Origin of the sequence: Reyranella sp. (genome assembly GCF_004297405.1) — a bacterium.
Classification (GTDB): domain Bacteria; phylum Pseudomonadota; class Alphaproteobacteria; order Reyranellales; family Reyranellaceae; genus Reyranella.
Map to the genome: position 1 here is coordinate 60784 of NZ_SCVC01000002.1, position 23633 is coordinate 84416.

Here is a 23633-nt window from a genome sequence, read left to right on the forward strand (position 1 = left end):
CGGCCTAGCGACGGTTGAGACGGATGGAAATGGAGCGGCCGTGCGCGCCGAGCCCTTCGGCTTCGGCCAACGCCAGCGCCGACGGTCCCAGCGCAGCCAGCGACTCCGGCGTACAGGCCACGATCGAGGTTCGCTTCAGGAAGTCCGACACACCGAGGCCGCCCGAAAACCGCGCCGCGCGCGACGTCGGCAACACATGATTGGTGCCGGCAACATAGTCACCGATCGCTTCCGGGGTGTGGCGGCCAAGGAAGATCGCGCCGGCATGCCGGATCTTCTCTGCCAAGGCTTCGGCAGGTGCGGCCTCCATCGCGAGCTCGACATGCTCCGCCGCGATCGCATCGACGATCGGCGCACATGCCGCAAGATCGGAAACGAGAATGACGGCGCCATTGTCGTGCCAGCTCGCGGCCGCTATCTCCGCCCGCGACAGTACCTTCAACTCAGCTTCGACTGCCCGCACCACGTCATCGGCGAAGGCCTTGTCGTCGGTGACCAGCACTGATTGCGAGGACGTGTCGTGCTCGGCCTGCGACAGAAGATCGGCGGCAATCCAGGCCGGGTCGTTCTGGCCATCGGCGACCACCAGGATTTCCGACGGCCCCGCGATCAGGTCGATGCCGACCTGGCCGAAAACCCGACGCTTGGCGGCCGCGACATAGGCATTGCCGGGGCCGGTGATCTTGTCGACCGGCTTGATCGATTGCGTCCCGTAGGCCAAGGCCGCGACAGCCTGCGCACCGCCGATGCGCCAGAGTTCGTCGGCGCCAGCGATCTGGGCGGCCAGCATGACTAGCGGGTTCAGCACGCCGCCCGGCGTCGGCACGACCATGACGATGCGCGACACGCCCGCGACCTTGGCCGGCACGATGTTCATCAACACCGACGAGGGGTAGGCCGCCGTTCCACCCGGCACGTAGACGCCCGCCGCATCCACGGGGCGATAACGCGCGCCGAGCCGGGTGCCAGTGGCATCGGTGAAATCGACATCCTTGGGCAGCAATGCGCGATGAAAAGCTTCAATGCGCTTGGCGGCGAAGATCAGCGCTTCGCGCTGGGCTGCCGGCACCTGTGCCGCCGCTTCGTCGCGCTCAGCATCGGTGATGCGCAGCTTTGCGGCATCGAGGTCCGGCCAATCGAACTTGCGCGTGTAGTCGACGACGGCCGCATCGCCGCGCGCGCGCACATCGGCCACGATCTCGGCCGCGACACGATCGACATTCTCGTCGGTATCGCGGTTGCGCCCGAGGAAGGCCGAAAACGCCTTCTCGAAACCGGGCGCCGCGGCGTCGAGCCTGAGCGGCCCCTGATCAGGCGGCACTGGCCACTCCGTTGGCGACGTCGCGGAAGCGGTCGATCCAGTGACCGACCCGCTCCGGCCGTGTCTTCAACGCGGCGCGGTTCACGATGAAGCGCGAAGTGATGTCGGCGATATGCTCGATCTCGACCAAGCCGTTCTCCTTGAGGGTGCGGCCGCTGTCGACGAGATCGACAATGCGATGGCTGAGGCCCAACGATGGTGCCAGCTCCATCGCGCCGGAGAGCTTGACGCATTCGGCCTGGACGCCGCGCGCCGCGAAGTGCCGGCGCGTCACTTCGGGATACTTGGTGGCGATGCGGACATGGCTCCAGCGCCGTGGATCGTCGTTGCCGGCCATTTCGACCGGCTCGGCCACGGCCAGGCGACACTTGCCGATGCCGAGGTCGATTGGCGCGTAGATCTCGGAGTAGTCGAACTCCATCAACACGTCGGCGCCGGCAATGCCCAGGTGTGCTGCACCGAAGGCCACGAAGGTCGAGACGTCGAAAGAGCGGACGCGGATGATGTCGAGGTCGGGATGGTTGGTCGTGAAGCGAAGCTGTCGTGCGTCCGGATCGGCGAAGGCCGCTTCCGGCTGGATGCCGGCGCGCGCAAACAACGGGGCCGCCTCCTTCAGGATGCGGCCCTTGGGCAGCGCCAGGATCAACTTCTCGTTCGCCTCACTCGACACGTATCGCTCCAGTAACGAATGCCCGCCCCTGGTCAGGGCCCCAGGCATTCGTGCAAAGGGCTATTCGACCGGGTGGGCGGGCTTCCACGGGGTGGGCCAAGGCTCCCCGACATCCCCCAAATGGCACGCGAGCCGGCCGATTTCCAGCCGGATAGCCCGTCCCGCGGCAAAGCGCAGGGTCACTGAACGGTCATTTTCTTGCGCGACGGCCAGAAGCTCCAGCATCCGGTCGGGCTCGCCGAGCGGGATCTCGTGGTGCTGCACCGCCGTCACCTCGTTGAAGACCAGGGCAGAGTGGGTGCGGAAATAGGCCGCCTCGACCGACGGATCCGCTTCCCAACGGAAGCGATTCAACAGGAGAACGAACCGCTTCTCCTCTTTGAGGTAGGCGCAGTCGCGCACCGCCACGAGGGCGTCCTGGATCGCCGCGGAGATCACCGCGAGGTCTTCGGCATCGACGGCCGAGAGCTTCAATTTTCCGGACATGCCCTCAGCCCTTCAGACGTTCGATGTCCGCACCGCAGGCGCTCAGCTTCTCTTCCAGACGCTCGTAGCCGCGATCGAGATGGTAGACGCGATGCAGGGTCGTGTCGCCTTCGGCCGCCAGCGCCGCGATGGCGAGCGACACCGAGGCGCGCAGGTCGGTCGCCATCACCTCGGCGCCGCGTAGCTTCGGGACGCCGCGCACCAGCGCCGATTCGTGGTGGATGGTGACGTTGGCACCCATGCGCGACAGTTCGGGCACGTGCATGAAGCGGCTCTCGAACACCGTCTCGGTGATCATCGAGGCGCCCTCGGCTCGGGTCATTAGCGCCATCATCTGGGCCTGCAGGTCGGTCGGGAATCCGGGGAACGGCTCGGTCATAACATCGACGCCCTGCAGCGCGCCGTTGGTCCGATGGACGCGCAGGCCCCTCGCCGTCTGTTCGAGGGTAACACCGGCAGAACGTAGGGTCTGCACGGCGCTCTCGATCAGGTCGAGGCGCCCACCGATCAGCTCGATGTCTCCGGCCGTCATGGCCACAGCCATCGCATAAGTGCCGGTCTCGATACGGTCGGAAATGACGCTGTGCGTCGCTTCCTTGAGCGCCGATACACCTTCGATGGTGAGTGTCTCGGTGCCGGCGCCCGCCACCGGCACGCCCATGGCGATCAGGCATTCGGCGAGATCGGCGATTTCCGGCTCGCGCGCAGCATTGTCGAGGACAGTGGTGCCCTTGGCGAGGGCGGCGGCCATCATCAGGTTCTCGGTCGCGCCGACCGATACTTTCGGGAAGGTGTAGCGCGCGCCCCTGAGGCCCTGGGGTGCCCGTGCGACCATGTAGCCGCCGTCGATATCGATCTCCGCGCCCATCGCCTTCAGCCCGGCGATGTGCAGATCGACCGGCCGTGCGCCAATGGCGCAGCCGCCCGGCAGCGAGACCCTGGCCAGGCCTTCGCGGGCCAGCAGCGGCCCCAGCACCAGCACCGAGGCGCGCATCTTGCGCACGATGTCGTAGGGCGCCGTGGTCGACGCGATCTTGCCGGCCTGCAGCGTCAGCGTCGTGCCATGGGCATGGCCGTTCTCGCCGGGCGCCGCATCGACAGTCACGCCATGCTGCTGCAGGAGCTGGATCATGGTCGTGATGTCGGCCAGCCGCGGCACATTGTGCAGGGTGAGCTTCCGGTCGGTCAGCAGCGACGCCACCATCAGCGGCAACGAGGCGTTCTTGGAGCCGGAGATGCGGATCTCGCCCTTGAGCTGGCGGCCACCTCTGATGCGGATACGGTCCATGATCGTCTCCGCTCAGATCTTCGGCAGGGTGACGCCGCGCTGGCCCTGATACTTGCCGGCCTTGTCGCGGTAGGAGACGTCGCACGGTTCGTTGCCCTGCAGGAACAGGAACTGGCAGGCGCCCTCGTTGGCGTAGATCTTGGCGGGCAGCGGCGTGGTGTTGGAAAACTCGAGGGTCACATGGCCCTCCCACTCCGGCTCGAGCGGGGTGACATTCACGATGATGCCGCAGCGGGCATAGGTCGACTTGCCGACGCAGATCACCAGCACATCACGCGGGATGCGGAAATACTCCACCGTCCGCGCCAGCGCGAAGGAATTGGGTGGGATGATGCAGACATCGGTATTGCGGTCGACGAAGGAGTTGGCCGCGAAGTTCTTGGGGTCCACCACCGCCGAATCAACATTGGTGAAGATCTTGAAATCGGTGCCGACCCGGGCGTCGTAGCCGTAGGAGGAAAGGCCGTAGGAGATCACGCCTTCGCGCTTCTGGGCGTCGACGAAGGGCTCGATCATGCCCTTTTCCAGCGCCATGCGGCGGATCCAGCGATCGGACAAAATGCTCATGGAGGGCGCTTCTAAACGAGGGAGGGGGGCGGCTCAACCGTTGGTCTTGGCGCCGGTCTTGGTGGCATCGTCCGGCCGAACACCCTCCACCGGTGCCTCTTCCCGGGCCTTCTGGGACCGGGCCTGCGCCTTGCGCCGCTTCAGGTTCTCGCGCAGGGCCGCTGCCAGCCGCTCCGCACGTTCATCGCTTTGCGGACCGCCCTTCTGTGGGACGGGCTTGGAGGGGGTCGTCATGGCCGGCAGGATACACCATCCCGACGCCCCCTACTCCAGGAACGAACCCTGATTCAGTCCCCCGACGGCACCGCAGCCAGCCCGTCCTCTTCCTCCGCCTTCTTGTGATGGTCGGCAGCCAGCATGACGTAGACGGCCGGCACCACGAACAGCGTGAAGAGCGTGCCGATGGCGATGCCAGTCGAGATCACCAGGCCCATCGAGAAGCGCGACACCGCACCGGCGCCCGCCGCGGTGACCAGCGGAATGACGCCCAGCACCATGGCCGCGGTGGTCATCAGGATCGGCCGCAACCGGATGCCGGCGGCGATCTCGACGGCCTCGCGCTTGGACTTGCCGGCCTGCTGCTGCTCGTTGGCGACCTCGACGATCAGGATGCCGTGCTTGCTGATCAGGCCCATCAGGGTGACGAGACCGACCTGGGTGTAGATGTTCAACGTCGCGCCCGGCATGTTCATGGTGCTGAGCACCATCAGGAAGAACAGCGCTCCGGCGATCGACATCGGCACTGAGATCAGGATGATCAGCGGATCGCGGAAGCTTTCGAACAGCGCCGCCAGCGACAGATAGATGATGATCAGGGCGAAGGCGAAGGTGACGATGAAGCCACCCGACTCCTGAATGTACTGCCGAGACAGCCCGCCGTAGTCGACCGAGTAGCCCTGCGGCAGGGTGCGCTCCGCCAGGTCCTTGAGATAGTTCATGGCGTCCGACTGCGAGACACCCGGGAAGACCACGCCCTGGATGGTGGCGCTGTTGAGCTGCTGGAAGTGGTTGTAGGTCTCGGGGATCGCCTTGGTCTCGATCTTCGCCACGGTCGACAGCGGCACCGAGGTGCCGTCGGCGGCGGTGATGTGATAGTTCAGCACCTGCTCCACCTGAGTACGTGACAGGCGTTCCACCTGCGGAATGACCTTGTAGGAGCGGCCGTCCAACGCGAAGTAGTTGACGTAGCCACCACCCAGCATCGAGCCCATTGCACGGCCGACATCGTTCATGTTCAGGCCGAGCTGCGAGGTCTTGTCGCGATCGATCACGATGGTGGCGAGCGGCTGGTCAATCTTGAGGTCGGTGTTCAGGAACATGAACCGGCCGCTCTTCAGCGCTTCCGCCAGGAAGGCCTGGGCAACCTCGTTCAGGGCCGTGAAGGAACCCGTGGTCTTGATCACGAACTGCACCGGCAGGCCGGTGCTGCCCGGCAACGGCGGCAGCTGGAAGGCCACGACCTGGGCGCCCGCGATAGCTCCCGTCTGCTGCTGGATGATCGGCTGCAGCTGGTTGGACGTCGTGGTCCGCTGATCCCATGGCTTCAAGGCCATGCCGGCGATCGACTGGCCGGGGACGTCGATCTGGAAGACGTTCTGCGTCTCGGGATGGCCCTTGAAGATGTCGTAGACCTGCCGCGAGTACATCAGGCGCTGGTCGATCGTCGCCGTCGGCGAGGCGATCGACAAGGTCAGCACGATTCCCATGTCCTCCTGCGGCGCGAGCTCGCTCTTGGTCGAGGTATAGAGGAAGTAGATGCTGCCCAGCATGATGACGGCGAAGGTCGCCGTCACCGGCACGTAGTTCAGGCTGCCGTGCAGCCACTTCACGTAGCGGCGATGGAACCAGTCGAAGATGCGGTCGATGGTGGCGATCAACCGTGCCTCCCAGCCGCGATCGCCCTTCACATGCGGCTTCAGCATGCGCGAGCACATCATCGGCGACAGCGTCAGCGCGACGATGGCCGACACGGTCACGGCACCGACCAGCGTGAAGGCGAACTCGGTGAACAGCGCACCGGTCAGGCCGCCCTGGAAGCCGATAGGGACATAGACGGCAACCAGCACCACGGTCATGGCGATGATCGGCCCACCGAGTTCGCGAGCGGCCAGGATCGACGCCGGAATCGGCTTCATTCCCTCTTCGAGATGCCGGTTGACGTTCTCGACCACGATGATCGCGTCGTCGACCACCAGGCCGATAGCGAGCACCAGGGCCAGCAGGGTCAGCAGGTTGATGGAGAAGCCGAAGGCCAGCATCATCGCAAAGGTGCCGACCAGCGATAACGGAATGGCGACCGTCGGGATGAAGACCGAGCGCGGCGAGCCCAGGAAGATGAAAACCACGAAGGTCACGATGAGCAGCGCTTCGACGAGGGTATGGACGACCTCGTTGATCGAGCTGTTCACGAACTCCGTCGAATCGTAGACGACCTGCCCGACCAGTCCCTGCGGGAACTGCGAGACGAGCTCCGGGAAGATGGACCGGACGCCCTTTGCCACCGTCAGCAGGTTGGCCGAAGGTGCCACTTGGATGCCGATATAGACCGCCTTCTGGCCGTCGAAGCTCACCGACGATTCGTAGTCGTCGGAGCCCAGCACGACGTTGGCGACGTCGGAGAGGCGCACGATGGCGCCGCCCTGCTGCTTCAGGACCAGATCCCGGAAACCCTTCAGGTCGATCAGGTTGGTCGAAGCATTCAGCGTAATCTGGACCATCTGGCCCTTGGTCGTGCCGACGCCCGCGATGTAGTCGTTGTTGTTCAGCGCGGCGGAGACATCGGCCGCGGTCATGTTGTAGGCGGCGAGTTTCACCGGATCGAGCCAGGCGCGCAGCGCGAAGTTCTTGGCGCCGAGGATCTCGGCCGTCTGTACGCCTTCGACCGCCTGCAGGCGGGGCTGCACGACGCGCACCAGGTAGTCGGTGATCTGGTTGGCGGCCAGCACGTCGCTCTTGAAGCCGAGATACATCGCGTCGATGGTCTGGCCGACCTTGAGCGTCAGCACCGGCTGCAGAGTGCCGGGCGGTAACTGGTTGATCACCGAGTTGATCTTGGCGCTGATCTCGGTCATCGCCCGGTTGCCGTCGTAGTTCAGGCGCAGGTTGATGGTGATGGTCGACAGGCCGCTGACGCTGGTCGACGTCATGTAGTCGATGCCATTGGCCTGGGCGATCGCCTGCTCGAGCGGCGTGGTGATGAAGCCCGCAATGATGTCCGGCGCGGCGCCGTAATAGGTCGTCGTCACGGTCACGATGGCGTTCTGGGTCTGCGGATACTGCAGCACCTGCATCGAGCCGAGCGAGCGCACGCCCAGCACCAGGATCAGCAGGCTGACCACCGTCGCCAGCACCGGCCGGCGGATGAAGATATCGGTGAAGCTCTTCATGGCGGTCGCCTCCTACGGCTCGATCGAGCGTGGGGTCTTGGCGTCGTCTTTAGGCACGACGGTATTGTTGACGACGACGGGTGCGCCGTTACGCAACTTCATCTGGCCACTGCTGACGATCGTGTCACCGTCCTTGATACCCTTGAGGATGGCGACCTGATCGCCGCGCGTGGCGCCGGTCTCGACGAAGACCTGGCGCACCGTCAGTCCCGGCTTGCCGTCCGGGCCTTGGCCCTGGCCGCTCTCGTCGACGACATAGACCAGGTTGCCGTACGCGTTGTAGACGATCGCGGTCTGCGGCAGGGTCAGGTGCTTCTGCGGCTTGCCGACCTCGATGTCGACCTTGGCGAACATGCCGGGCACCAAGGTGTGATCGTCGTTGGCGAGCGTGGCGCGCACCTGGACGTTGCGCGTGCCGAGTTCGATCTTGGGATTGATTGCCGAGATATCGCCGATGAACGTCCGGTCCGGAAAGGCATCGACCCTGGCTGTCACCTTCTGGCCGACCTTGATCTGCGCCATCGCCTGCTGTGGTAGCAGGAAGTCGATATAGATCGGCGACAGGGCCTGGAGCGTAACGACAGCAGTGCCAGGCGGGAGATACTGGCCGAGATCAACCTGACGGATGCCAAGCTGACCAGCGAACGGCGCCTTCAATGTCTTCTGGTCGACGATAGCGCGCTGCTGGCCTGCCAATGCCTGGGCGTTCTTGAGGTTGGCAGCGTCGGTATCGACCACCTGCTGGCTGACGGCCTGCGCCTTGAACTGCCGCAGATCGCGATCGTAGGTGATCTGCGCGAGCTCAGCCTGCGCTTCCAGTGCCTTCAGCTTGGCAACATCATCGTCGCTGCGCAGGCGCAACAGGATCTTGCCCTTCTCGACCACATCGCCGGACTGGAAGTCGATCTCCTCGACGGTACCGGCAAGCTGCAGCGACAGCTCCGCGCCGTTGGAAGCGCGCAGGCTGCCGACGGCCTGCAACTGCGTCTGCCAGTCGGTCGAGGTCGCTTTGGTCGTCGACACGGTCTGCGGCATGCTGCCCATGGTGGCCATGAAGGCCGCGACCTTGCCGTCGACAAAGAATTTGAAGCCGAAGACTCCGCCCAGCAGGATGCCGACCAGAATCAGCATGATGAGCATTCGCTTGATCATCGCTCTTACTCCGTTGCGGCCCAGCTACACGGGCCGCGAAAAACTCCAGTGATCAGACCTCAGCGACCAGCCCGCGGCAGCTTGATGTCCTGCACGGGCGGGAGGTTGAATCGATCCGGCTTGCCCATCGACTTGGGATCGACGTCACTGCGGTGCCACCAGCCGCCGCCCAGTGCCTGGAACAGCGCCGCCGTATCGCTGTAGCGCGCCGCCTGGGCGCGCAAGCGATTGATCCGTGCGTTCTGGTAGGTCGTCTGAGCGTTGAGCAGGATGAGGTAGTTCACAGCACCCAGCTCGAACTGCTGCTGCGCAAGCTGCAAGCTGGCCGCTGCGGTGTTCTCGGCCGCCGCCTGAGCCCTGAGCGCATCGGCGTCGGTCTGCAGGGCGCGTAGCGCATTGGCAACGTCCTGGAAGGCAAGCAGCACTGTGCTGCGATACTGCGCAGCCGCCCTGTCGAAGGCAGCTATGGCGGCCCGCTTCCGGTGCTCGAGCGTGCCGCCATCGAACAGAGTCTGCGCGACACTGCCCGCCAGCGACCAGATGCCGGTGCCCGGCACGAAGGCCGTTGCAAGACCGCCCGAAGCCATGCCCAGCAGCGCCGTGATGTTGAACTGCGGAAGCTGGTTGGAGATCGCGACGCCGATATTGGCGCTCGCCGAATGAAGCTGTGCTTCGGCGACGCGGACGTCGGGCCGCTGATCGACGAGCTGCGACGGCAGGCTCACCGGCAGCTCGGTCGGCAGCTTCAGCTTGGCGAGATCGAAGGTCTCGCCACGATACTGATCCGGCGTGCGGCCGAGCAGGGTCATCAACTGGTTGCGCTGGATGGCAAGCTGCTTCTGCAGCGGCGGCAGCGTGGCCTGGGTCTGGGCGAGCGCCGCTTCCTGGGCCAGCACGTCGGCGCGCGAGGCGCCGCCAAGATCGAACTGCCGGCGCACGACGCCCAGTGAATCGCTCTGGATGCGAATGATATCCTGGGTTGCGCCGATCTGGGCGTTCAAGGACGCGATGTTGATCGCAGCCGTGACCACATTCGAGGTCAGGGTGAGGTAGGTCGCTTCGAGCTGGTAGCGCGCGACCTCGGCCAGCGCCTCCTGCGATTCGACCTGCCGCCGAACGCCGCCGAAGACGTCGACCGAGTAGGAGACGTTCAGCGATGCGGTCGTCACGCCGTAAATCTGCGTGCCCGAGCCCAAACCCTGCTGGAAGCCCGTGGCTTGCTGCTGCTGGCCCCCGACGTTACCGCTCAAGCTCGGGAACAGGCCGCCTTGTGCCGCGAAGAAATTTTCCCGCGCCTGGCGCAGCGCCGCCTGGGCCGCGTCGAGATCGGGGTTAGCGCGCAGCGCCTCCTCGATCAGGGCGTTGAGTTCCGGCGAGTGGTACAGCGCCCACCACTGGCCGGGAATGTCCATGCTCTGCACGAAACTCTGCGCCGATCCGCCGTCGGTAGGAGCCGAGGAGGTCCGCGGCGCCAGCGATTCAGGTGTGTAGCTTTCCGCCGTCGGCTTGTCCGGCCGCGAAAAGTCAGGCCCCGACGTGCAGCCGGTCAGCAACGCGGCGGCAGCCGCCATGGCAATCGGGTGTCGCCAACCGGTCATACGCTTTTTACTCCTGGCAGATTCGTACGGAAGATGGCCTGAGTGTGCTCGCGAAGAAGTCGCTGGATGGTGCGCACGCTCGCGTCGTCCAGTTCGGGCGTCTTGAGCACTCGGGCCGTGCTGTCGTGGCAGAACATGATCACCTGGCCGAGCAACGCCAGGGTGCGGAACACCATCTCGGGGTCGTCCGTCGGCTTGTCGAACAGGCGGCTGATCAGACCAAGGCAGGGCTGGAACATGTGCCGCATGCCGCTTTCATGAAGGGTATCGAGGCCCGCCGTGCGCTCGACCTCGGCCCGCGCAAACAGGAGACGTTTGCTGTCGATCTGAGGGCCGGAGGTCACGAGGACCACGAACGACTCCATCATCTCGCACAGGAGTTCGAGGAGTTCTTCCGGCTGGGTGTCCCGATCCGCGATGGCCGCGCTCACCTTCGGCGCCAGCGGCGCCATATGAGCCTCGGTCTGGTCGACGATGTCGCCGATAACCGCGCGGTAAAGGCCTTCCTTGCTGCCGAAGTAGTACTGAATGGCCGGCAGGTTCACGCCAGCCCGCTCGGCGAGTTGGCGCGTGCTGGCGCCCTCGTAACCCTCGGCTGCAAAGATATCGAGCGCCGCCTCGAGAATGCGCCGCCGCGTGTCTTCACCCCTGGTTTGGGTCTTCGGACGCTGGCGAGTGGTAACGATGGACATGCGCCCTTGCTGTGCGGAAGCGGAGGGCGCGAATAAAATATCTATCGATCGATTGTGTCAATCGATATAGTTAAAGCAACCTCACTGCAGAATTCGGGTGAAAGCGAGGTCCGGCTCGCTTTCCAACGCCCACAATCGAGCCAGCAGCTTCGCCGCGCTCACCTCGCCGATCACAGGGACTGCGAGTTCGATGAACTTGGTGTCGAGCTGGCGGTCCGACAAGGGCAGGTCGGGATCGCCGACCCGATGAGGCTGGAAATGCTCCAGCACACGGCCATCTGCGAGTTTGACCTTGAGGCGCGCCGCCCGCTGGCGCGGAAAGAGCGCGTCGATCTCGGGATCGAGCGCAACCTTGATGCGCTTCATCAGAGCGCCGACGGTCGCGTCGCCCAGGCGCTGCGATGTGTAGGCATCGAGCCGAATGCTGCCATGGACCAGCGCACTCGCGACCAGGAACGGCAGGCTGAACTTTGCAGCAGCCGGCGTGCCGTGAAGGTAGTTGCCCGTGACATCGACGGTGGCCGAGTAGCCACCGACATCGATCGACACGATGTCGACAGCGGCAAACTTGTGCTGAGCCTGCAACGCCATCGCACCATCGATGGCCGCGAAGGCATGGCCGCAGCAACCGTGGTTCTTCACGGTAATGCGCTTGACGTTATAGGTGCGGCCAAGATCGGCAGTGGCGGCTGCCCAGTCCGGCCCGTTGCTCATGGCCTCGCCCATGCCGCCCGCCGCATCGAGGATTGCCGGCGCACCCCGCAATCCATGCTCGGCCGAGAGCGCAGCCAACACGCCTGCATCGGCGGCATGCCCGGCATGCAGTGGCTTTGATAACGAATCGCCCCGGAAGGCCTGCTGCAACCCGGCGGCAAAGGTTGCGACGGTAGCAAGCGCATGTCCCTGCTGACGGCCATCGAGCCCGGCGAGGAGACCCGCCGCTGCCGCCGCGCCGAACGGACCGATCGTGCCGGTGTTGTGCCAGTACTTGTAATGCGCGCGGCCCATGGCGGCGCCGATACGGGTCGAGACTTCGTAGCCTGCGATTACCGCCCGCAGGAAAGCATCACCCGAGGCGCCACGCGCCTGGCCGACAGCGAGCGCTGCGGCAATCGTCGGGCTGCCGGGATGATAGATCGCCGGCGCGTAGATGTCGTCGAACTCGACGGTGTGGGAGGCCGTGCCGTTGATCAGCGCCGCCGTGCGCACCGCCGCCTTGCGGCCAAGCATCAGGGTCGCCTCGCCGCGATCGAGCTCGTCGGCCAGTGCTTTCTCCAGCATCGTCGCCGGCGCTTCGATCGCACCCGGCAGGGTCGTGGCGTACCAATCGATCACACAGCGCTTGGCCGCGTGAATCACGTCGGCGGGAAGGTCGGCCTTCGACACCGATGCGGCGTAGACGCCGAAGCGTTCGAGGGCGGTAGGGTCGAGAGCGACAGCAGCGGTTCTTGTATCGGGCATGTCGACATTCTCCCATCGACGAGCCCGCGCCCGCAACGTTAGGCTCACGCCATGTTCGCGTTCGACTATGTCTGGCCTTACATGGGCCTCGGCGCCGCCCTATTGCTGGCGCTCCTGCTCTCCACCGACATCCTGCGCAACGACCGAAGCGTTTCACGCTGGCAGGATCTCGTCTGGCTCGCCTGGGCCGGCACCCTCGCCTACCTGCTCCACCAGTTCGAAGAACACGGCATCGATGCCGACGGCGCCCACTATGCGTTCCGCGGCGTCATGTGCGCCACGCTGGGCTTTCCGGATGCCAAGGCCTGCCCGGTGCCGACCTCTTACATCACGTGCTTGAACATCGCCGTGGTCTGGCTGGCCGGGCCGGCGGCGGCGTTGCTGGGGCAACGCTGGCCTATCCTGGCGCTCAGCTACTTCGCGGTCCCCTCCATCAATATCTTCGGCCATGTCCTGCCTTGGTTGATCAACGGCGCCTACAATCCCGGACTCCTGACCGCGATCCTGGTGTTCCTGCCGCTGTCGCTCTGGGCGTTCCGCGTGGCGCTTGTGCGCTACCGGCTCGGCTGGCGGAGCGTGATAGGCACCGTCGTCGCTGGCTTGCTCCTGCATGCCGTTCTGGTGCTGTCGCTGAAAGCCTATATCGCCGGGATGATCGGCATCGTCGCCCTGGACGTGATCCAGATGATCAATCCGTTAATCGCCGGGCTGATCGTCTTCCTTGCCGGCCAGCGTGCGTCGCCTCACGCCATGTCGCGCGCCTGAAGCGCCACAGAGCTTTGCCGTCGCCCCACGAGGCGAGGGTGGCGCCATACCAGCGCGCGAGACGATGGACACGCTCGTTGGCCTCGGTCGTGTTGCTCACGATCTCCTCGAGGTCGAGCGTCTCGAATCCATGCCCCAGCATGGCCTCAGTGATCTCGATGGCATAGCGATAGCGGCCCTGCCATGCGGGCGCGAGTTCGAGGCCGAATTCCGCGACACCTGCTGCAAAGCCCTCGCGACGCAAGCCACAACATCCGATCAGAGTCGAGGCTGCATCACGCCGGCAGATGGCGACTTGTGAATTAAGTCTGGGCACAGCCCGCCGCCACGCGGCGAAACGCTCGACCAGCTCCCGCCCTTCCGCCGGATCGATCCGATAGGCGATGAACGCCGCCTCATCCTGCGACGTGAAATCGCGCAGGATGAGGCGGGAGGTCGTGAGCTCGAAATCCGTCACGCCGCTTTCTGGGCCACTCCGGCCTCGCGGGCAACGTCGGCCGGCACGCGCACCGGCATGTCGAGCAGCATCTGCGCGAAGGCCTTGGCCAACGGATCGGCCTTGAGCGAGGCCATGCCACCACCGCCCAGCGCCTGACGCAGAAGGAAGTTGAAGCCCTTGATGCCGGGCAGCCGCCAGCGCGTCACCTTGCCGTTGATGCGATGGGCGAAGTACTTCGCCACCGCCTCTTCCGTCACTTCGGAGTCGAGGATCGGTTCGTACTCGGGCTTGCGGGCAAAGATACCGATATTGGCATTGTCGCCCTTGTCGCCCGAACGACCATAGGCCAGCGCGATCAGCGGTACCGTCTCAGTATCACCCGCCAGCAACGCCGACGCCGGCGGGCGTTCGGTCGGCAGAGACGCTGCCGTGAAGCCCCCACTTCGCGCGCCCTCCTGCATCGGAATGGCGCGGCCATCGACCTCGACGGTGACCGGCACCATCGACTTCGGTACCAGGCAGGAGAACATGCGGATCACCGGCGACGGCGAGACACGACCCGCGCCGAAACTGCCCGCCATGCCGACCACGCCGCCGGTCGACATCGGCGCAATCTCGCGGCCGAGCAGCGACAGTGCCTCCTTCTGGTCGTGCTTCGCCGCGATCTTCACCACGACCTCGCGCGCATCAGCGGTGCGGGAATGCGGCCCGTAGGTCGCCTCGCTGCCGATCACCTCGATGCTGACGTCGCGATAGTCCGCCATGTTCTTCTCGGCGAACAGGCGGCGCGTCTTCTTGATGATGGATTCGGCGCTGTGCCGCCCCTTGGCCGCGGCCTCGCGCCCGCCCAGCATGAAGATCGAGCTGAACTTGAAACCGTCCGGCCAGGTCGTCGAGACCTTGTAGGTATCGGTCGCCGGCCGGCCCCTGGCGCCGGCGACACGCACGCGATCCTTGCCGACCTGTTCGTAGGTCGCGCCGGTGAAGTCGCAGACCACGTCGGGCACGATGTAGGCGCGCGGATCGCCGATCTCGTAGAGCATCTGTTCGGCGACCGTCGCCGTCGAGATCAGGCCACCCGTGTTCTCGGGCTTGCCCAGCACGAAGGCGCCGTCGGCTTCGACCTCGGCCACCGGGAAGCCCATGTTGTCGTAGTCCGGCACCAGCCGCCAATCGGTGAAGTTGCCGCCGTTGCACTGCGCGCCGCATTCGATGATGTGGCCGCACAGCGTGCCCGCCGCCAGACGGTCGTGATCGTCCATGCCCCAGCCAAAAGCGTGGATCAGCGCTCCCAGGGTCACCGCGGAATCGACGCATCGGCCGGTGATCACCACGTCGGCGCCCTCGTCGAGCGCGCGGGCGATCGGAAAGCCGCCGAGATAGGCGTTCATACTGACGATCTTCGCCGGCAGTTCCGCACCGGTATCCATCTCACGCACGCCTGCCGCGCGGAACTCCTCGATCCTCGGCAGGATATCGTCGCCCGTCACGATGGCGACCTTGAGCTTCACGCCGGCCGCCTCGCAGGCTTTCAACACGGCATCGCGACAGGCCTGCGGATTCACGCCGCCGGCATTGGTCACGACCTTGATCTTCTTCTCGGCGATCTCGCGCGCCAGCGGCGCCATCACGGCGGTCACGAAATCGGTGGCATAGCCCGCCTGCGGGTTGCGCAACTTCTGCGCCGCCATGATCGACATGGTGACTTCGGCGAGATAGTCGCTGACCAGATAGTCGACATTGCCGTGCCGTACGAGCTGCACTGCAGCCGTCTCGGTGTCGCCCCAGAAGCCGGAATGACAGCCGACACGGACGGTTTTCTTCTGAGCCATGTTCGCCCTCAATTCCTCGGATTGCCGATCGACGACCGCTGTCGCTACTTCTTTTTGCGATTGATGAACGCGCCCATGCGCTCGATATGCTCGCCCTCGGCGACCGACTGGGCGAAGGCATCGATGCCGGCCTGCACCGCCTCGTCGAGCGGCAGCCGCTCCCAGCGCCGCATCAGGCGCTTCTGCGCCCGCACGGCCAGCGGCGTCGCCTCCTGTGCAATCGATTGCACGCAATGCTCGATGGCTGCGTCGATCTTCGCCTCCGGTACCACGATCTCGACCAGACCCCAGGCTTCGGCCTTGGCGGCGTCGATGTTCTCGCCGGTGAGCAGCAGCCACGACGTGCGGCCCCAGCCGATCAGGCGTGGCAGGAGCGCGGCCTCGACCACCGAGGGAATGCCGACCTTGACCTCGGGCATGCCGAAATGCGCCGTGTCGGTCGAGATGCGGATATCGCATGCGGCCGCCACTTCGAGGCCACCGCCCAAGGTGTAGCCTTCGAGCTTGCAGATCACCGGCACCGGACAGTCGCGGATTGCCTGGCAGAGCTTGTGGATCAGGGTGATGAAGGCGCGGCCGTCTTCCGACGTCTTCATGCCGGCCATGTGGTTGATGTCAGCGCCGCCGATGAAGGCCTTGCCACCGCTGCCGGAGAAGACGACGGCGCGCAACTCGGCTTCCTGCGAGAGCGTGTGGAACGCCGCAATGAGATCCTGAAGCGCTGCCGGATTGACGACATTCAGGCGCCGCGAATTGTCGAACACGACATGCGCCACAACGCCCGCTTCGCGCTTCTCCCGCCTGATCTCGACCTTGTGCGCAGCTGACGCCATGATGTTTCGCTCCGTGGCTTTTCGGAAGGGGTTGATTCTCCTATTAGAGCCCCGCAAGAACGCACCACAAGAGCCAACAGCTAGGTCCCAGCCCGTGCCCGATACCGCCGCCTACACTGTCCCCGATCTCGCCGGCTGGGGCCTCGACCTCTCCCGCTACTCGGTCTTCGTGCCGTCCGATCCGTTCGAGGATCGCGTCGGTCCGTTCTTCTTTCACATCGGCGCGGATGCACGTGCAGCCGACGCCGTGCATTGCGTGCTGCCGACCCATGCCGCGCACGCGAACTATGCTGGCGGCGTCCATGGCGGCGCGCTTCTCACCTTCGCCGACTACGCCCTCTGCCTCATTGCCGGCCGCGCCGCCGACGGCGGCACCAACAGCTCCTTCGCGCTGACCGTGAGCATCGCTTGCGAGTTCGTCGACGCTGCCAAGATCGGCCCGCCGCTGGAAGCACGTGGCGAGCCCCTGCAGGTAACGGGGCGCCTCGCCTTTGCCCGCGGCCGGATCACCCAGGAAGGCCGCACCGTGGCCCTGTGGTCGGGTGTCTGCCGCCACGTGGCGCGCGCCAAGGCGATGGCGCGCAAGGACGAGAACGCGCCGCGTCACATCGAGGCCAAGTCGGTCGAGCAGGTCGTGCCGGCGGGCTTCGAGCTGTTCGACAAGGCCAGCGCCTATTCGCGCGGCATCGGCCCGGTCTATGTGCGGCAGGAGGCGGATGACGTCTCGCTGGTCCAGCCGACCGGCCTGCACATGTGCAACTCCGGTGGCGCGCTGCACGGCGGCTACATGATGAGCTTCGCCGACACCGCCATCACCCGCGCCGCCTCGCTGGTCACCGGCATGGCGCCCTCGACGGTGTCCTTCGCCGCCGAATTTCTCTCAGCTGGTGATCCCACTGTGCCGATCACCACGCGTGTCGAGATCCCGCGCCGCGGCAAGTCGATCGCCTTCCTGCGCGGCCTGCTCGAACAGAATGGCCGGGCGCTGCTCTCCTATTCAGCGACGATGCTGCTGCGCCCGCGCGGCTAGCGCGGCCAGCTAACGCGGGATGCGTGCCTGGTCGGCGACGCGCTGCACTTCCAGGCTGATCCTGTCGTGCAAGCGGCGCACGCCTGCGAGATCGCTGGCTTTGGCGGCGCACTCCACAGCCTCGGCAACGCGGCCGAGCTCCGTCGCCCCGATCATGCCGGAAGCGCCTTTCAAGCGATGGGCCGCCCTGGCAATCGCACGGAGATCGTCGGTATCGCGCATCTCGCGTTCAGCGCCGCGCGCGGTATCGAGAAAGTCGCGCTCGACTTCGGCCAGCACACCGGGATCATCGCCGAACAGTTCGGCCAGTCTCGCGCGGTCATAAACCTCGCTCACGTCGCGCGCTCCGGCGTCGCGGGAGCAAGCCAAGCGTCGAGCGTAGCCCGCAACTGGTCGATACTCATGGGCTTGGTAATGAAGCCGTCCATGCCGGCCGCGCGGCTGCGCCGTTCCTCGTCTTCGTGCGTGCTCGCCGTCATCGCGAGGATGGGTGTGCGGCCTCGCCCTTCGCCGGCCTCGACGGCGCGGATGCGCCGCGCCAGATCGAAGCCATCCATGGACGGCATCTGCAGATCGGCCAGCACAAGGGCGTAACTGCCCCAGCTCCAGAGCCGCAGGGCCTCTTCGCCACTGGCCGCGACGTCGGTCGCGGCTCCTGCCAGGTCGAGCTGCCGGGCAAGGATCTTGCGGTTAACGGCATTGTCGTCGACGACCAGGACACGGCCATCGAGCCGGCCAACCGCAGGCGGCGGCGGAGCCGGCAACGAGAGCGTGGCGATTGGAGCTTCAGCCGACGCCGCTTCCAATCGCACCGTCACGGTGAACGTCGAGCCGACACCGGCCTCGCTTTGCAGCTCGACGGTTCCCTGCATTGCCTCGGCCAGGCGCCGCACGATGGACAGGCCAAGGCCGGTACCGCCGAAACGGCGCGTCGTCGAACTGTCGGCCTGCACGAAGGGCTGGAACAGGCGGCTCTGCTGGTCCGGCGTCAACCCGATGCCTGTATCGGAGACGCGAATGCGGAGCGTTACCGCGTCCGGATCGTCGGTGGCTGGTCCATGCTCCAGCACGAGCCGCACCGAGCCCTTTTCTGTGAACTTGATGGCGTTGCCCAATAGATTGAACAGTATCTGCCGCAAGCGAACCGGATCGCCGATCACGCGTTCGGGCACGTCGTCTGCGACTGACGCCGAGAGCGCCAATCCCTTGGCCGCGGCTTGCGGCAACAGCGTCTCGGCAGCCCCCTCGATCAGCTCGGTCGTCGAAAGCTCGAGCCGTTCGAGGTCGAGACGGCCCGCCTCGATCTTCGAGAAATCGAGGATGTCGTCGATGATTCTGAGTAACGAGGATGCCGAGTAGCGCACCGTGCTCAGCGCCCCGAGCTGCTCCGCAGAGAGCGGCGTGCGCTCCAGCACATCGATCATCCCTAGCACGCCGTTCATGGGCGTACGGACCTCGTGGCTGACCGTGGCGAGGAAGGTCGACTTCGCCTGGTTAGCCTCCTCCGCTTCGCGCTGCGCCACGAGCGCGGCATCGCGGGCGATGCGCGCCTCGTCGTAGGCGACCTGCAGGCGGCGGGCGAGTTCCTCCTTCTCATAGGCGAGCGCGATATTGTCGTACTGCCAGCGATGCACATCGCGGACATAGGCCATCAGGTGGCCGACATAGGCACCGCCGGCGATGCCGACGAGCTGATAGAAAGGATCGGCCGAAATCAACAGCACGAGAAGCAGCGGCGCCGTCGTGGCGACGGCGAAGGCATAGTAGGTCGGCGGATGGGCGGACCGGATCGGCACTGCTGTCGTGATGGTAGCCAGCAGAACTAGCCCCAGCAGCATACGCGGCAGTTCGTAGGGCTGGGCCGCCAGCAGGAAACCTGCCCAGCCCCAGCAGGCGCCGGCCAGGAACGAGAGGCCCGCGAACCACCATCCCCAGCGCAGGACCTCCGCGTCATTTGCACGGACCTGGTTGAAACCGTGCCGCAGCAGGTCAAAGCCCGCCGTCACCGCGAGATGCGCCGCGAATGGGCCGACCAATTGCCAGAGATCGATCTGACGCCAGTAGATGGCAGCGATCACCGGCCACAGGACGAGCGAAAAATAACGCGACTGCGCCGAGCCATCGAACAGGCGCCGGATCAGTTCGGCCCGGACGAAGGCTTCCTGGTGGGCCGGATCAGCGTCCACCGCCGGTGACGCAGCGGGTTCGGCAGCGGAGCGCGAAGCAAAAAAGAGCGAGGCCATGAGCTCCGACGGCTGGGATGCAGGCCCGAGCTTATCAAAAAGATCAAGAATCGGCTATAATTCCTTGAATAATAGTGGTATTTTGGCGTCATTGGTGAGTATTTATTTTGGATTCAATTATGCAGCAGCCGTCCGTTTTGCTGGTCGAGGACGACGCGTTTCAGCGTAAGGCCGCCGAGACCTATCTGACGAACCATGACCTCAAGGTGATCGCCGTCGAGAACGGGGCGCAGATGCGTCGCCAGATCTCGCGCGCCATGCCGGACCTCGTGCTCCTCGACGTACAGCTTCCCGGCCAGGAGGATGGCTTCTCGCTCGCCCGCTGGCTGCGCGAGAGCAACACCCGGGTCGGCATCATCATGCTGACCGCTTCGGGCGACGCCGGGGACAAGGTGCAGGGGCTGGAGAGCGGTGCCGACGACTATGTCGCCAAGCCTTACGAACCGCGCGAGCTGCTTGCACGGTGCAAGAGCGTGCTGCGCCGCTCGGTCAACAAGGCGACGCCAGCGCGCCTCGAGCGCGTTCGCATGGGGCGTCACACGCTTGACCTGTCGCGTCGCGCGCTGTTCGACGAAGCCAACCAGGATGTCCCGCTGACCTCCGGCGAGTTCGATATCCTGAAGACCTTCGCCGAGAATCCCAACCGACCGCTGTCGCGGGACTGGCTGCTCGAAACCACCAGCCACCGCAGCCGCGATCCCTTCGACCGCGCAATCGACCTGCGCATCACCCGCATCCGCCGCAAGATCGAACCGGCCCCGAACAAGCCGACCGTGATCCGCACCGTGCGCGGCATCGGCTACATGTTCGTCCCGCCTATGGAATAGGCCCCGGAATGGGCTAAAAGGGCGGCCCCGGCCCTGCCGGGGCGCTGGGGGCCCGTAGTTCAGCGGTTAGAACGAGCCGCTCATAACGGTTATGTCGCAGGTTCGAATCCTGCCGGGCCTACCACCCAGCCGCCGCCACTAACTCCCGAGACCGCCGGTTAGCCCAAAAGATCCAGTTTTCGCCACCTCTTCAGCCTGGAGTGGCACCAGAGACTGGCACCTTTGGCCGCGTCTGGAGCGAACTGGCCGTTTTGGGCCGAAACTCTCCGGAGCTCTTTTTCCCAGTCACTACTTTGCGCTCATAAACGGTGGCGCGACCGTCAGTACCCGCCACAAGCCTTTTCGCGACGCCACCCGCCGTAGCGAAGCCGAGGTGCCTGCAATCAAGGAACCGTTGCACGCCGTCACTCGAGGTACTGGCCATCAACTGGCGGGATCGCCTTTCACGCCCATTGTCTCCGCCTCGCAACGCCGCGCCGCCTCCCGGAAGGCCCTCAGGGCAGGATGTAACATGCGGTCGCGCCGCCACATCAGGACATGTTCTGTACACATCCAAGGCGCATCGAACGGCAGGGCGACGAGGCCGAGTTGCTTGCGCAGCGTTTGCAGTGCCGCTTTTGGCGCAACGCCCAATGCATCCGATGCCGCGACGACCTCGCCGATGCCGGCCCACGATCCGCAGAGGATCGACGGCACAAAATTAAGCCCCCTCGCCGGCCATCGCCCCCATCGCCGACTCCGCCGGCAGATGCATGCCGATCCGACGCGGTGTGTACGTGCTGGCCAGCGGATACTGTGCCAGATCGGCCATCGTAACGGTCATGAGCTTGGCCAGAGGATGGCCCGCGCGGCAAATGAAGCTACCGCGCCGCCGCGGCAATCGTCCGATGACGATCTCTGAATTCTTGGGGCAGATCGCTCACCTCGCCGACGGCGATGTCGATCTCCGCTGCCATCAGGGCGTTGGGCAACTGGGACCAGAAGTATTCGACGCTGCGTACCAGCAATCGTGGATGGGCCGCGCAAAGTTGCCCGATCGCCTTGCCCATCCAAACCTGGGTCGCAAACATACCCGCGCCGATGCGGAACTCGCCGATCTGGAGCCCCTGCAGCAACGCGATTTCCCGTCTTGTCTCACTCAGTTCCGACAGCATGCGGCGCGCGCGGTAGAGCACGATCCGCCCGAACTCGGTCGGTGCACATTCGGTCTTTCCGCGTTCAAAGAGGCGGGCGCCCAGCTCGCCCTCCAGCACCTGCAGCGCCCGGGTCAGCGACGGTTGCGAGACGCCCAGCGCCCGTGCCGCCCGACCGAAACTGCGATGGGTGTCGATGGCGAGCGCAAACTCCAGGCGGCGGATCATTGAAACTCCAGAACTGACATGACGAGTGGCATTTCGTCGATGTTAGCTTTCAATGAGCCGATCGCAAACTCAGGCCAAATGCTCAGGAACCTGGCGCGCGCCCAGTCGGACAGAGCGACGTTGAAGATCATGCTGTAACTCGGCACCAGGCCGAAGGCCAACAGCAGAACGGCGACGACCAACACCATCGATGTCGGAAAACTGCTCTCGGCATGGATCAGCCTGTCACTCCGGAGCAGCTCTCGGTGCTGCCGCAGGCCTAGCATGAAGGCGACGTGGTACCAGATTCCGACCACGAGCACGAGGATGGTCGACGATGAGGAAGTGCACCGCCATGGCGATCGTGTAAACCGCAAGCGCCAGCATCCCGCGCTCGACGCGATCGACCATCAGGTATCCGATCAGCGCGCTGTACGCCGCATAGCCGGCAAGCTGCAGCCAATAAACAGAATCGGCCCTGCCGGCGACGATGGTTTCTCGCCGGCTCTCGCGGCGGACGAGCACCATGTGCTGCAATCCGTACATGACCACGAACGAAAGCTGGGCCAGCAGGTATATCTGTTGCTCGGCGAACAGCGTTCCCGGGCCCTTGGTTGCCTCCACGATGACCTTGCGCTGGAGCTCAAGCTCCGGCAGCACGTCGATGAAGATGTACGCGACCGATATGCCGGCCGCGGCGGAGATGTATCGGCGACGGGTCCAGAACTGCTCGGCTGCTTCGGTCTTCCCGGTCCAGCCTCCCATGAGATAGGCGCCTGCGACGATCAGGGCAGCGAGCAGTGAAACGTACTGGATTTCCATGAGCGCAGGCTCGTCACGCCCTGAGGTCACGCTGCCAAAAGCGATCGCCGGCGTTGCCAGGCGATGTAGGGGATGCAGACAAGGGTGGCGATGAGCAGATAGAGCAGGATGACGCCGACGAACTGCTCGTTGGGAAAGTTCACGGCCGCGATCGACAGCGCAATCGCGGGATGGCGCGACGCGGTCGACAGCGCCAGCACGGTCGAGTGTTCCCGTTCCGGGCCTCCGAGAAGGTGGCCCACTGCAAGCCCGAAGAAGACGAAGGCCGCGAGCGCGAGCGCCGTGCCGCCGCCGAGGGCATGCCAGATCGCTCCCCAGGTGCCTACCATCAGGACCAATGCAGCCACCACCAATATGGCCGTGGAAGCCAACCGGATTGGTTTCAGCAGGCGGGCGGCCACGCCCGGCAGAAACGCGCGAACCGCCATGCCGGCGGCCAGGGGTGCCACGATCATCATGAACACAATGCGCGCGATGGCGCCGGGCGAGACCGCGAGCGGGCGATCGAATATCCGTGTGAGAATCTCGATCGCGAAGGGGATCACGACGATCGCGACCAAGGCCATGACGATCAAGAGACCTAGCGCATACGAGGCATGCCCTCCCGCTTTCGTCTCCTTGTTCGGCAACAACGGCGGCACGGGCGAAATGGCCAGGGCGACCAGCGTCGCCTCGGTTGCGGTGCGCAGATCCAGGATCTTGACCATCACCACCGTGAGCACCGGCATGATCACCAGCACGGACAGCACCGACCGCAGCAGCAGAAGAGGACGTCTGACGAGATGCATCAGGTCGTCGATCGTGGCCTTCAACCCGTAACCGAACACCGTGCCGAGGATGGCGACCTTGAGGGCAAGAAGGAGCAGCTGCTGGGTATCCAT

General features: G+C 65.1%; 25 protein-coding genes and 1 tRNA gene. 4 read left to right on the forward strand and 22 right to left on the reverse strand.

Translation table 11 applies throughout. The annotated features are described in order from the left end of the window. Nucleotides 1-4 precede the first annotated feature (4 nt). From hisD to EPO50_RS00435, 11 genes are all read right to left on the reverse strand, one after another. Entirely contained in the window at nucleotides 5-1321 is a 1317-nt protein-coding gene (hisD, locus tag EPO50_RS00385; RefSeq protein WP_296340659.1) for a histidinol dehydrogenase, read from the reverse strand. After that, nucleotides 1311-1991, reverse strand: a complete 681-nt coding sequence (gene hisG, locus EPO50_RS00390) for an ATP phosphoribosyltransferase (protein WP_296340660.1) — start codon at nucleotides 1989-1991, stop codon at nucleotides 1311-1313. Before hisG ends, hisD begins: the two co-directional genes overlap by 11 nt. A gap of 60 nt (nucleotides 1992-2051) precedes the next feature. After that, nucleotides 2052-2477: a DUF2948 family protein gene (locus EPO50_RS00395; protein WP_296340661.1), complete on the reverse strand. Its 426-nt coding sequence runs from the start codon at nucleotides 2475-2477 to the stop codon at nucleotides 2052-2054. 4 nt (nucleotides 2478-2481) lie between these two features. Next, nucleotides 2482-3765, reverse strand: a complete 1284-nt coding sequence (gene murA / locus EPO50_RS00400) for a UDP-N-acetylglucosamine 1-carboxyvinyltransferase (RefSeq protein ID WP_296340662.1) — start codon at nucleotides 3763-3765, stop codon at nucleotides 2482-2484. Between the two features lie 12 nt (nucleotides 3766-3777). Then, nucleotides 3778-4332, reverse strand: a complete 555-nt coding sequence (dcd, locus tag EPO50_RS00405) for a dCTP deaminase (RefSeq protein WP_020697465.1) — start codon at nucleotides 4330-4332, stop codon at nucleotides 3778-3780. Nucleotides 4333-4365: 33 nt separating this feature from the next. Further along, nucleotides 4366-4566, reverse strand: a complete 201-nt coding sequence (locus EPO50_RS00410) for a hypothetical protein (RefSeq protein ID WP_296340663.1) — start codon at nucleotides 4564-4566, stop codon at nucleotides 4366-4368. A gap of 53 nt (nucleotides 4567-4619) precedes the next feature. Further along, on the reverse strand, nucleotides 4620-7718 hold the full coding sequence (locus tag EPO50_RS00415) for an efflux RND transporter permease subunit (RefSeq protein WP_296340664.1): 3099 nt from the start codon (nucleotides 7716-7718) through the stop codon (nucleotides 4620-4622). A gap of 12 nt (nucleotides 7719-7730) precedes the next feature. Next, nucleotides 7731-8870 (reverse strand): efflux RND transporter periplasmic adaptor subunit, encoded by a 1140-nt coding sequence (locus EPO50_RS00420; RefSeq protein ID WP_296340665.1) that lies wholly within the window; start codon nucleotides 8868-8870, stop codon nucleotides 7731-7733. A gap of 59 nt (nucleotides 8871-8929) precedes the next feature. After that, nucleotides 8930-10468, reverse strand: a complete 1539-nt coding sequence (locus EPO50_RS00425) for an efflux transporter outer membrane subunit (protein ID WP_296340666.1) — start codon at nucleotides 10466-10468, stop codon at nucleotides 8930-8932. Further along, on the reverse strand, nucleotides 10465-11160 hold the full coding sequence (locus EPO50_RS00430; RefSeq protein WP_296340667.1) for a CerR family C-terminal domain-containing protein: 696 nt from the start codon (nucleotides 11158-11160) through the stop codon (nucleotides 10465-10467). Before EPO50_RS00430 ends, EPO50_RS00425 begins: the two co-directional genes overlap by 4 nt. Before the next feature lie 81 nt (nucleotides 11161-11241). Then, nucleotides 11242-12621: an MmgE/PrpD family protein gene (locus EPO50_RS00435; protein WP_296340668.1), complete on the reverse strand. Its 1380-nt coding sequence runs from the start codon at nucleotides 12619-12621 to the stop codon at nucleotides 11242-11244. A gap of 51 nt (nucleotides 12622-12672) precedes the next feature. Between EPO50_RS00435 and EPO50_RS00440 the strand changes: the two genes are divergently transcribed. Further along, nucleotides 12673-13386: an HXXEE domain-containing protein gene (locus EPO50_RS00440; RefSeq protein WP_296340669.1), complete on the forward strand. Its 714-nt coding sequence runs from the start codon at nucleotides 12673-12675 to the stop codon at nucleotides 13384-13386. Here the strand turns inward: EPO50_RS00440 and EPO50_RS00445 are convergent. From EPO50_RS00445 to EPO50_RS00455, 3 genes are read right to left on the reverse strand one after another with little or no spacing between them, the layout of a single operon-like run. Beyond that, entirely contained in the window at nucleotides 13310-13843 is a 534-nt protein-coding gene (locus EPO50_RS00445) for a GNAT family N-acetyltransferase (protein WP_296340670.1), read from the reverse strand. The genes EPO50_RS00440 and EPO50_RS00445 overlap by 77 nt on opposite strands. Then, entirely contained in the window at nucleotides 13840-15657 is a 1818-nt protein-coding gene (locus EPO50_RS00450) for an acyclic terpene utilization AtuA family protein (protein ID WP_296340671.1), read from the reverse strand. Before EPO50_RS00450 ends, EPO50_RS00445 begins: the two co-directional genes overlap by 4 nt. 44 nt (nucleotides 15658-15701) lie before the next feature. Beyond that, the gene (locus EPO50_RS00455) at nucleotides 15702-16490 is read right to left on the reverse strand and encodes an enoyl-CoA hydratase (protein ID WP_296340672.1); all 789 of its coding nucleotides are present in this window, start codon (nucleotides 16488-16490) and stop codon (nucleotides 15702-15704) included. A gap of 94 nt (nucleotides 16491-16584) precedes the next feature. Between EPO50_RS00455 and EPO50_RS00460 the strand changes: the two genes are divergently transcribed. Next, entirely contained in the window at nucleotides 16585-17520 is a 936-nt protein-coding gene (locus EPO50_RS00460; protein ID WP_296340673.1) for a PaaI family thioesterase, read from the forward strand. Nucleotides 17521-17529: 9 nt separating this feature from the next. On the opposite strand, the gene EPO50_RS00465 is transcribed toward EPO50_RS00460, so the two are convergent. Together EPO50_RS00465 and EPO50_RS00470 are read right to left on the reverse strand one after the other, a co-directional pair. Continuing rightward, nucleotides 17530-17856: an Hpt domain-containing protein gene (locus EPO50_RS00465; RefSeq protein WP_296340674.1), complete on the reverse strand. Its 327-nt coding sequence runs from the start codon at nucleotides 17854-17856 to the stop codon at nucleotides 17530-17532. After that, nucleotides 17853-19763, reverse strand: coding sequence for an ATP-binding protein (locus tag EPO50_RS00470; RefSeq protein WP_296340675.1), 1911 nt, complete (start codon nucleotides 19761-19763; stop codon nucleotides 17853-17855). Before EPO50_RS00470 ends, EPO50_RS00465 begins: the two co-directional genes overlap by 4 nt. A gap of 119 nt (nucleotides 19764-19882) precedes the next feature. Here EPO50_RS00470 and EPO50_RS00475 point away from each other — a divergent pair, with 119 nt between their 5' ends. Beyond that, entirely contained in the window at nucleotides 19883-20590 is a 708-nt protein-coding gene (locus tag EPO50_RS00475; protein WP_367268014.1) for a response regulator, read from the forward strand. Nucleotides 20591-20638: 48 nt separating this feature from the next. After that, nucleotides 20639-20714, forward strand: a tRNA-Ile gene (locus tag EPO50_RS00480). 299 nt (nucleotides 20715-21013) lie between these two features. Here EPO50_RS00480 and EPO50_RS00485 read toward each other — a convergent pair. From EPO50_RS00485 to EPO50_RS00510, 6 genes are read right to left on the reverse strand one after another with little or no spacing between them, the layout of a single operon-like run. After that, on the reverse strand, nucleotides 21014-21286 hold the full coding sequence (locus EPO50_RS00485) for a LysR family transcriptional regulator substrate-binding protein (RefSeq protein WP_296340676.1): 273 nt from the start codon (nucleotides 21284-21286) through the stop codon (nucleotides 21014-21016). A 4-nt stretch (nucleotides 21287-21290) separates the two neighbouring features. Next, nucleotides 21291-21413: a hypothetical protein gene (locus EPO50_RS00490; protein WP_296340677.1), complete on the reverse strand. Its 123-nt coding sequence runs from the start codon at nucleotides 21411-21413 to the stop codon at nucleotides 21291-21293. Between the two features lie 37 nt (nucleotides 21414-21450). Then, complete coding sequence (locus EPO50_RS00495) at nucleotides 21451-21951, reverse strand: LysR family transcriptional regulator (RefSeq protein ID WP_296340678.1); 501 nt, start codon at nucleotides 21949-21951, stop codon at nucleotides 21451-21453. After that, nucleotides 21948-22139 (reverse strand): hypothetical protein, encoded by a 192-nt coding sequence (locus EPO50_RS00500; RefSeq protein ID WP_296340679.1) that lies wholly within the window; start codon nucleotides 22137-22139, stop codon nucleotides 21948-21950. The genes EPO50_RS00495 and EPO50_RS00500 overlap by 4 nt, the downstream gene beginning before the upstream one ends. 37 nt (nucleotides 22140-22176) lie before the next feature. After that, entirely contained in the window at nucleotides 22177-22782 is a 606-nt protein-coding gene (locus EPO50_RS00505) for a hypothetical protein (protein ID WP_296340680.1), read from the reverse strand. Further along, nucleotides 22779-23633 (reverse strand): hypothetical protein, encoded by an 855-nt coding sequence (locus EPO50_RS00510; protein WP_296340681.1) that lies wholly within the window; start codon nucleotides 23631-23633, stop codon nucleotides 22779-22781. Before EPO50_RS00510 ends, EPO50_RS00505 begins: the two co-directional genes overlap by 4 nt.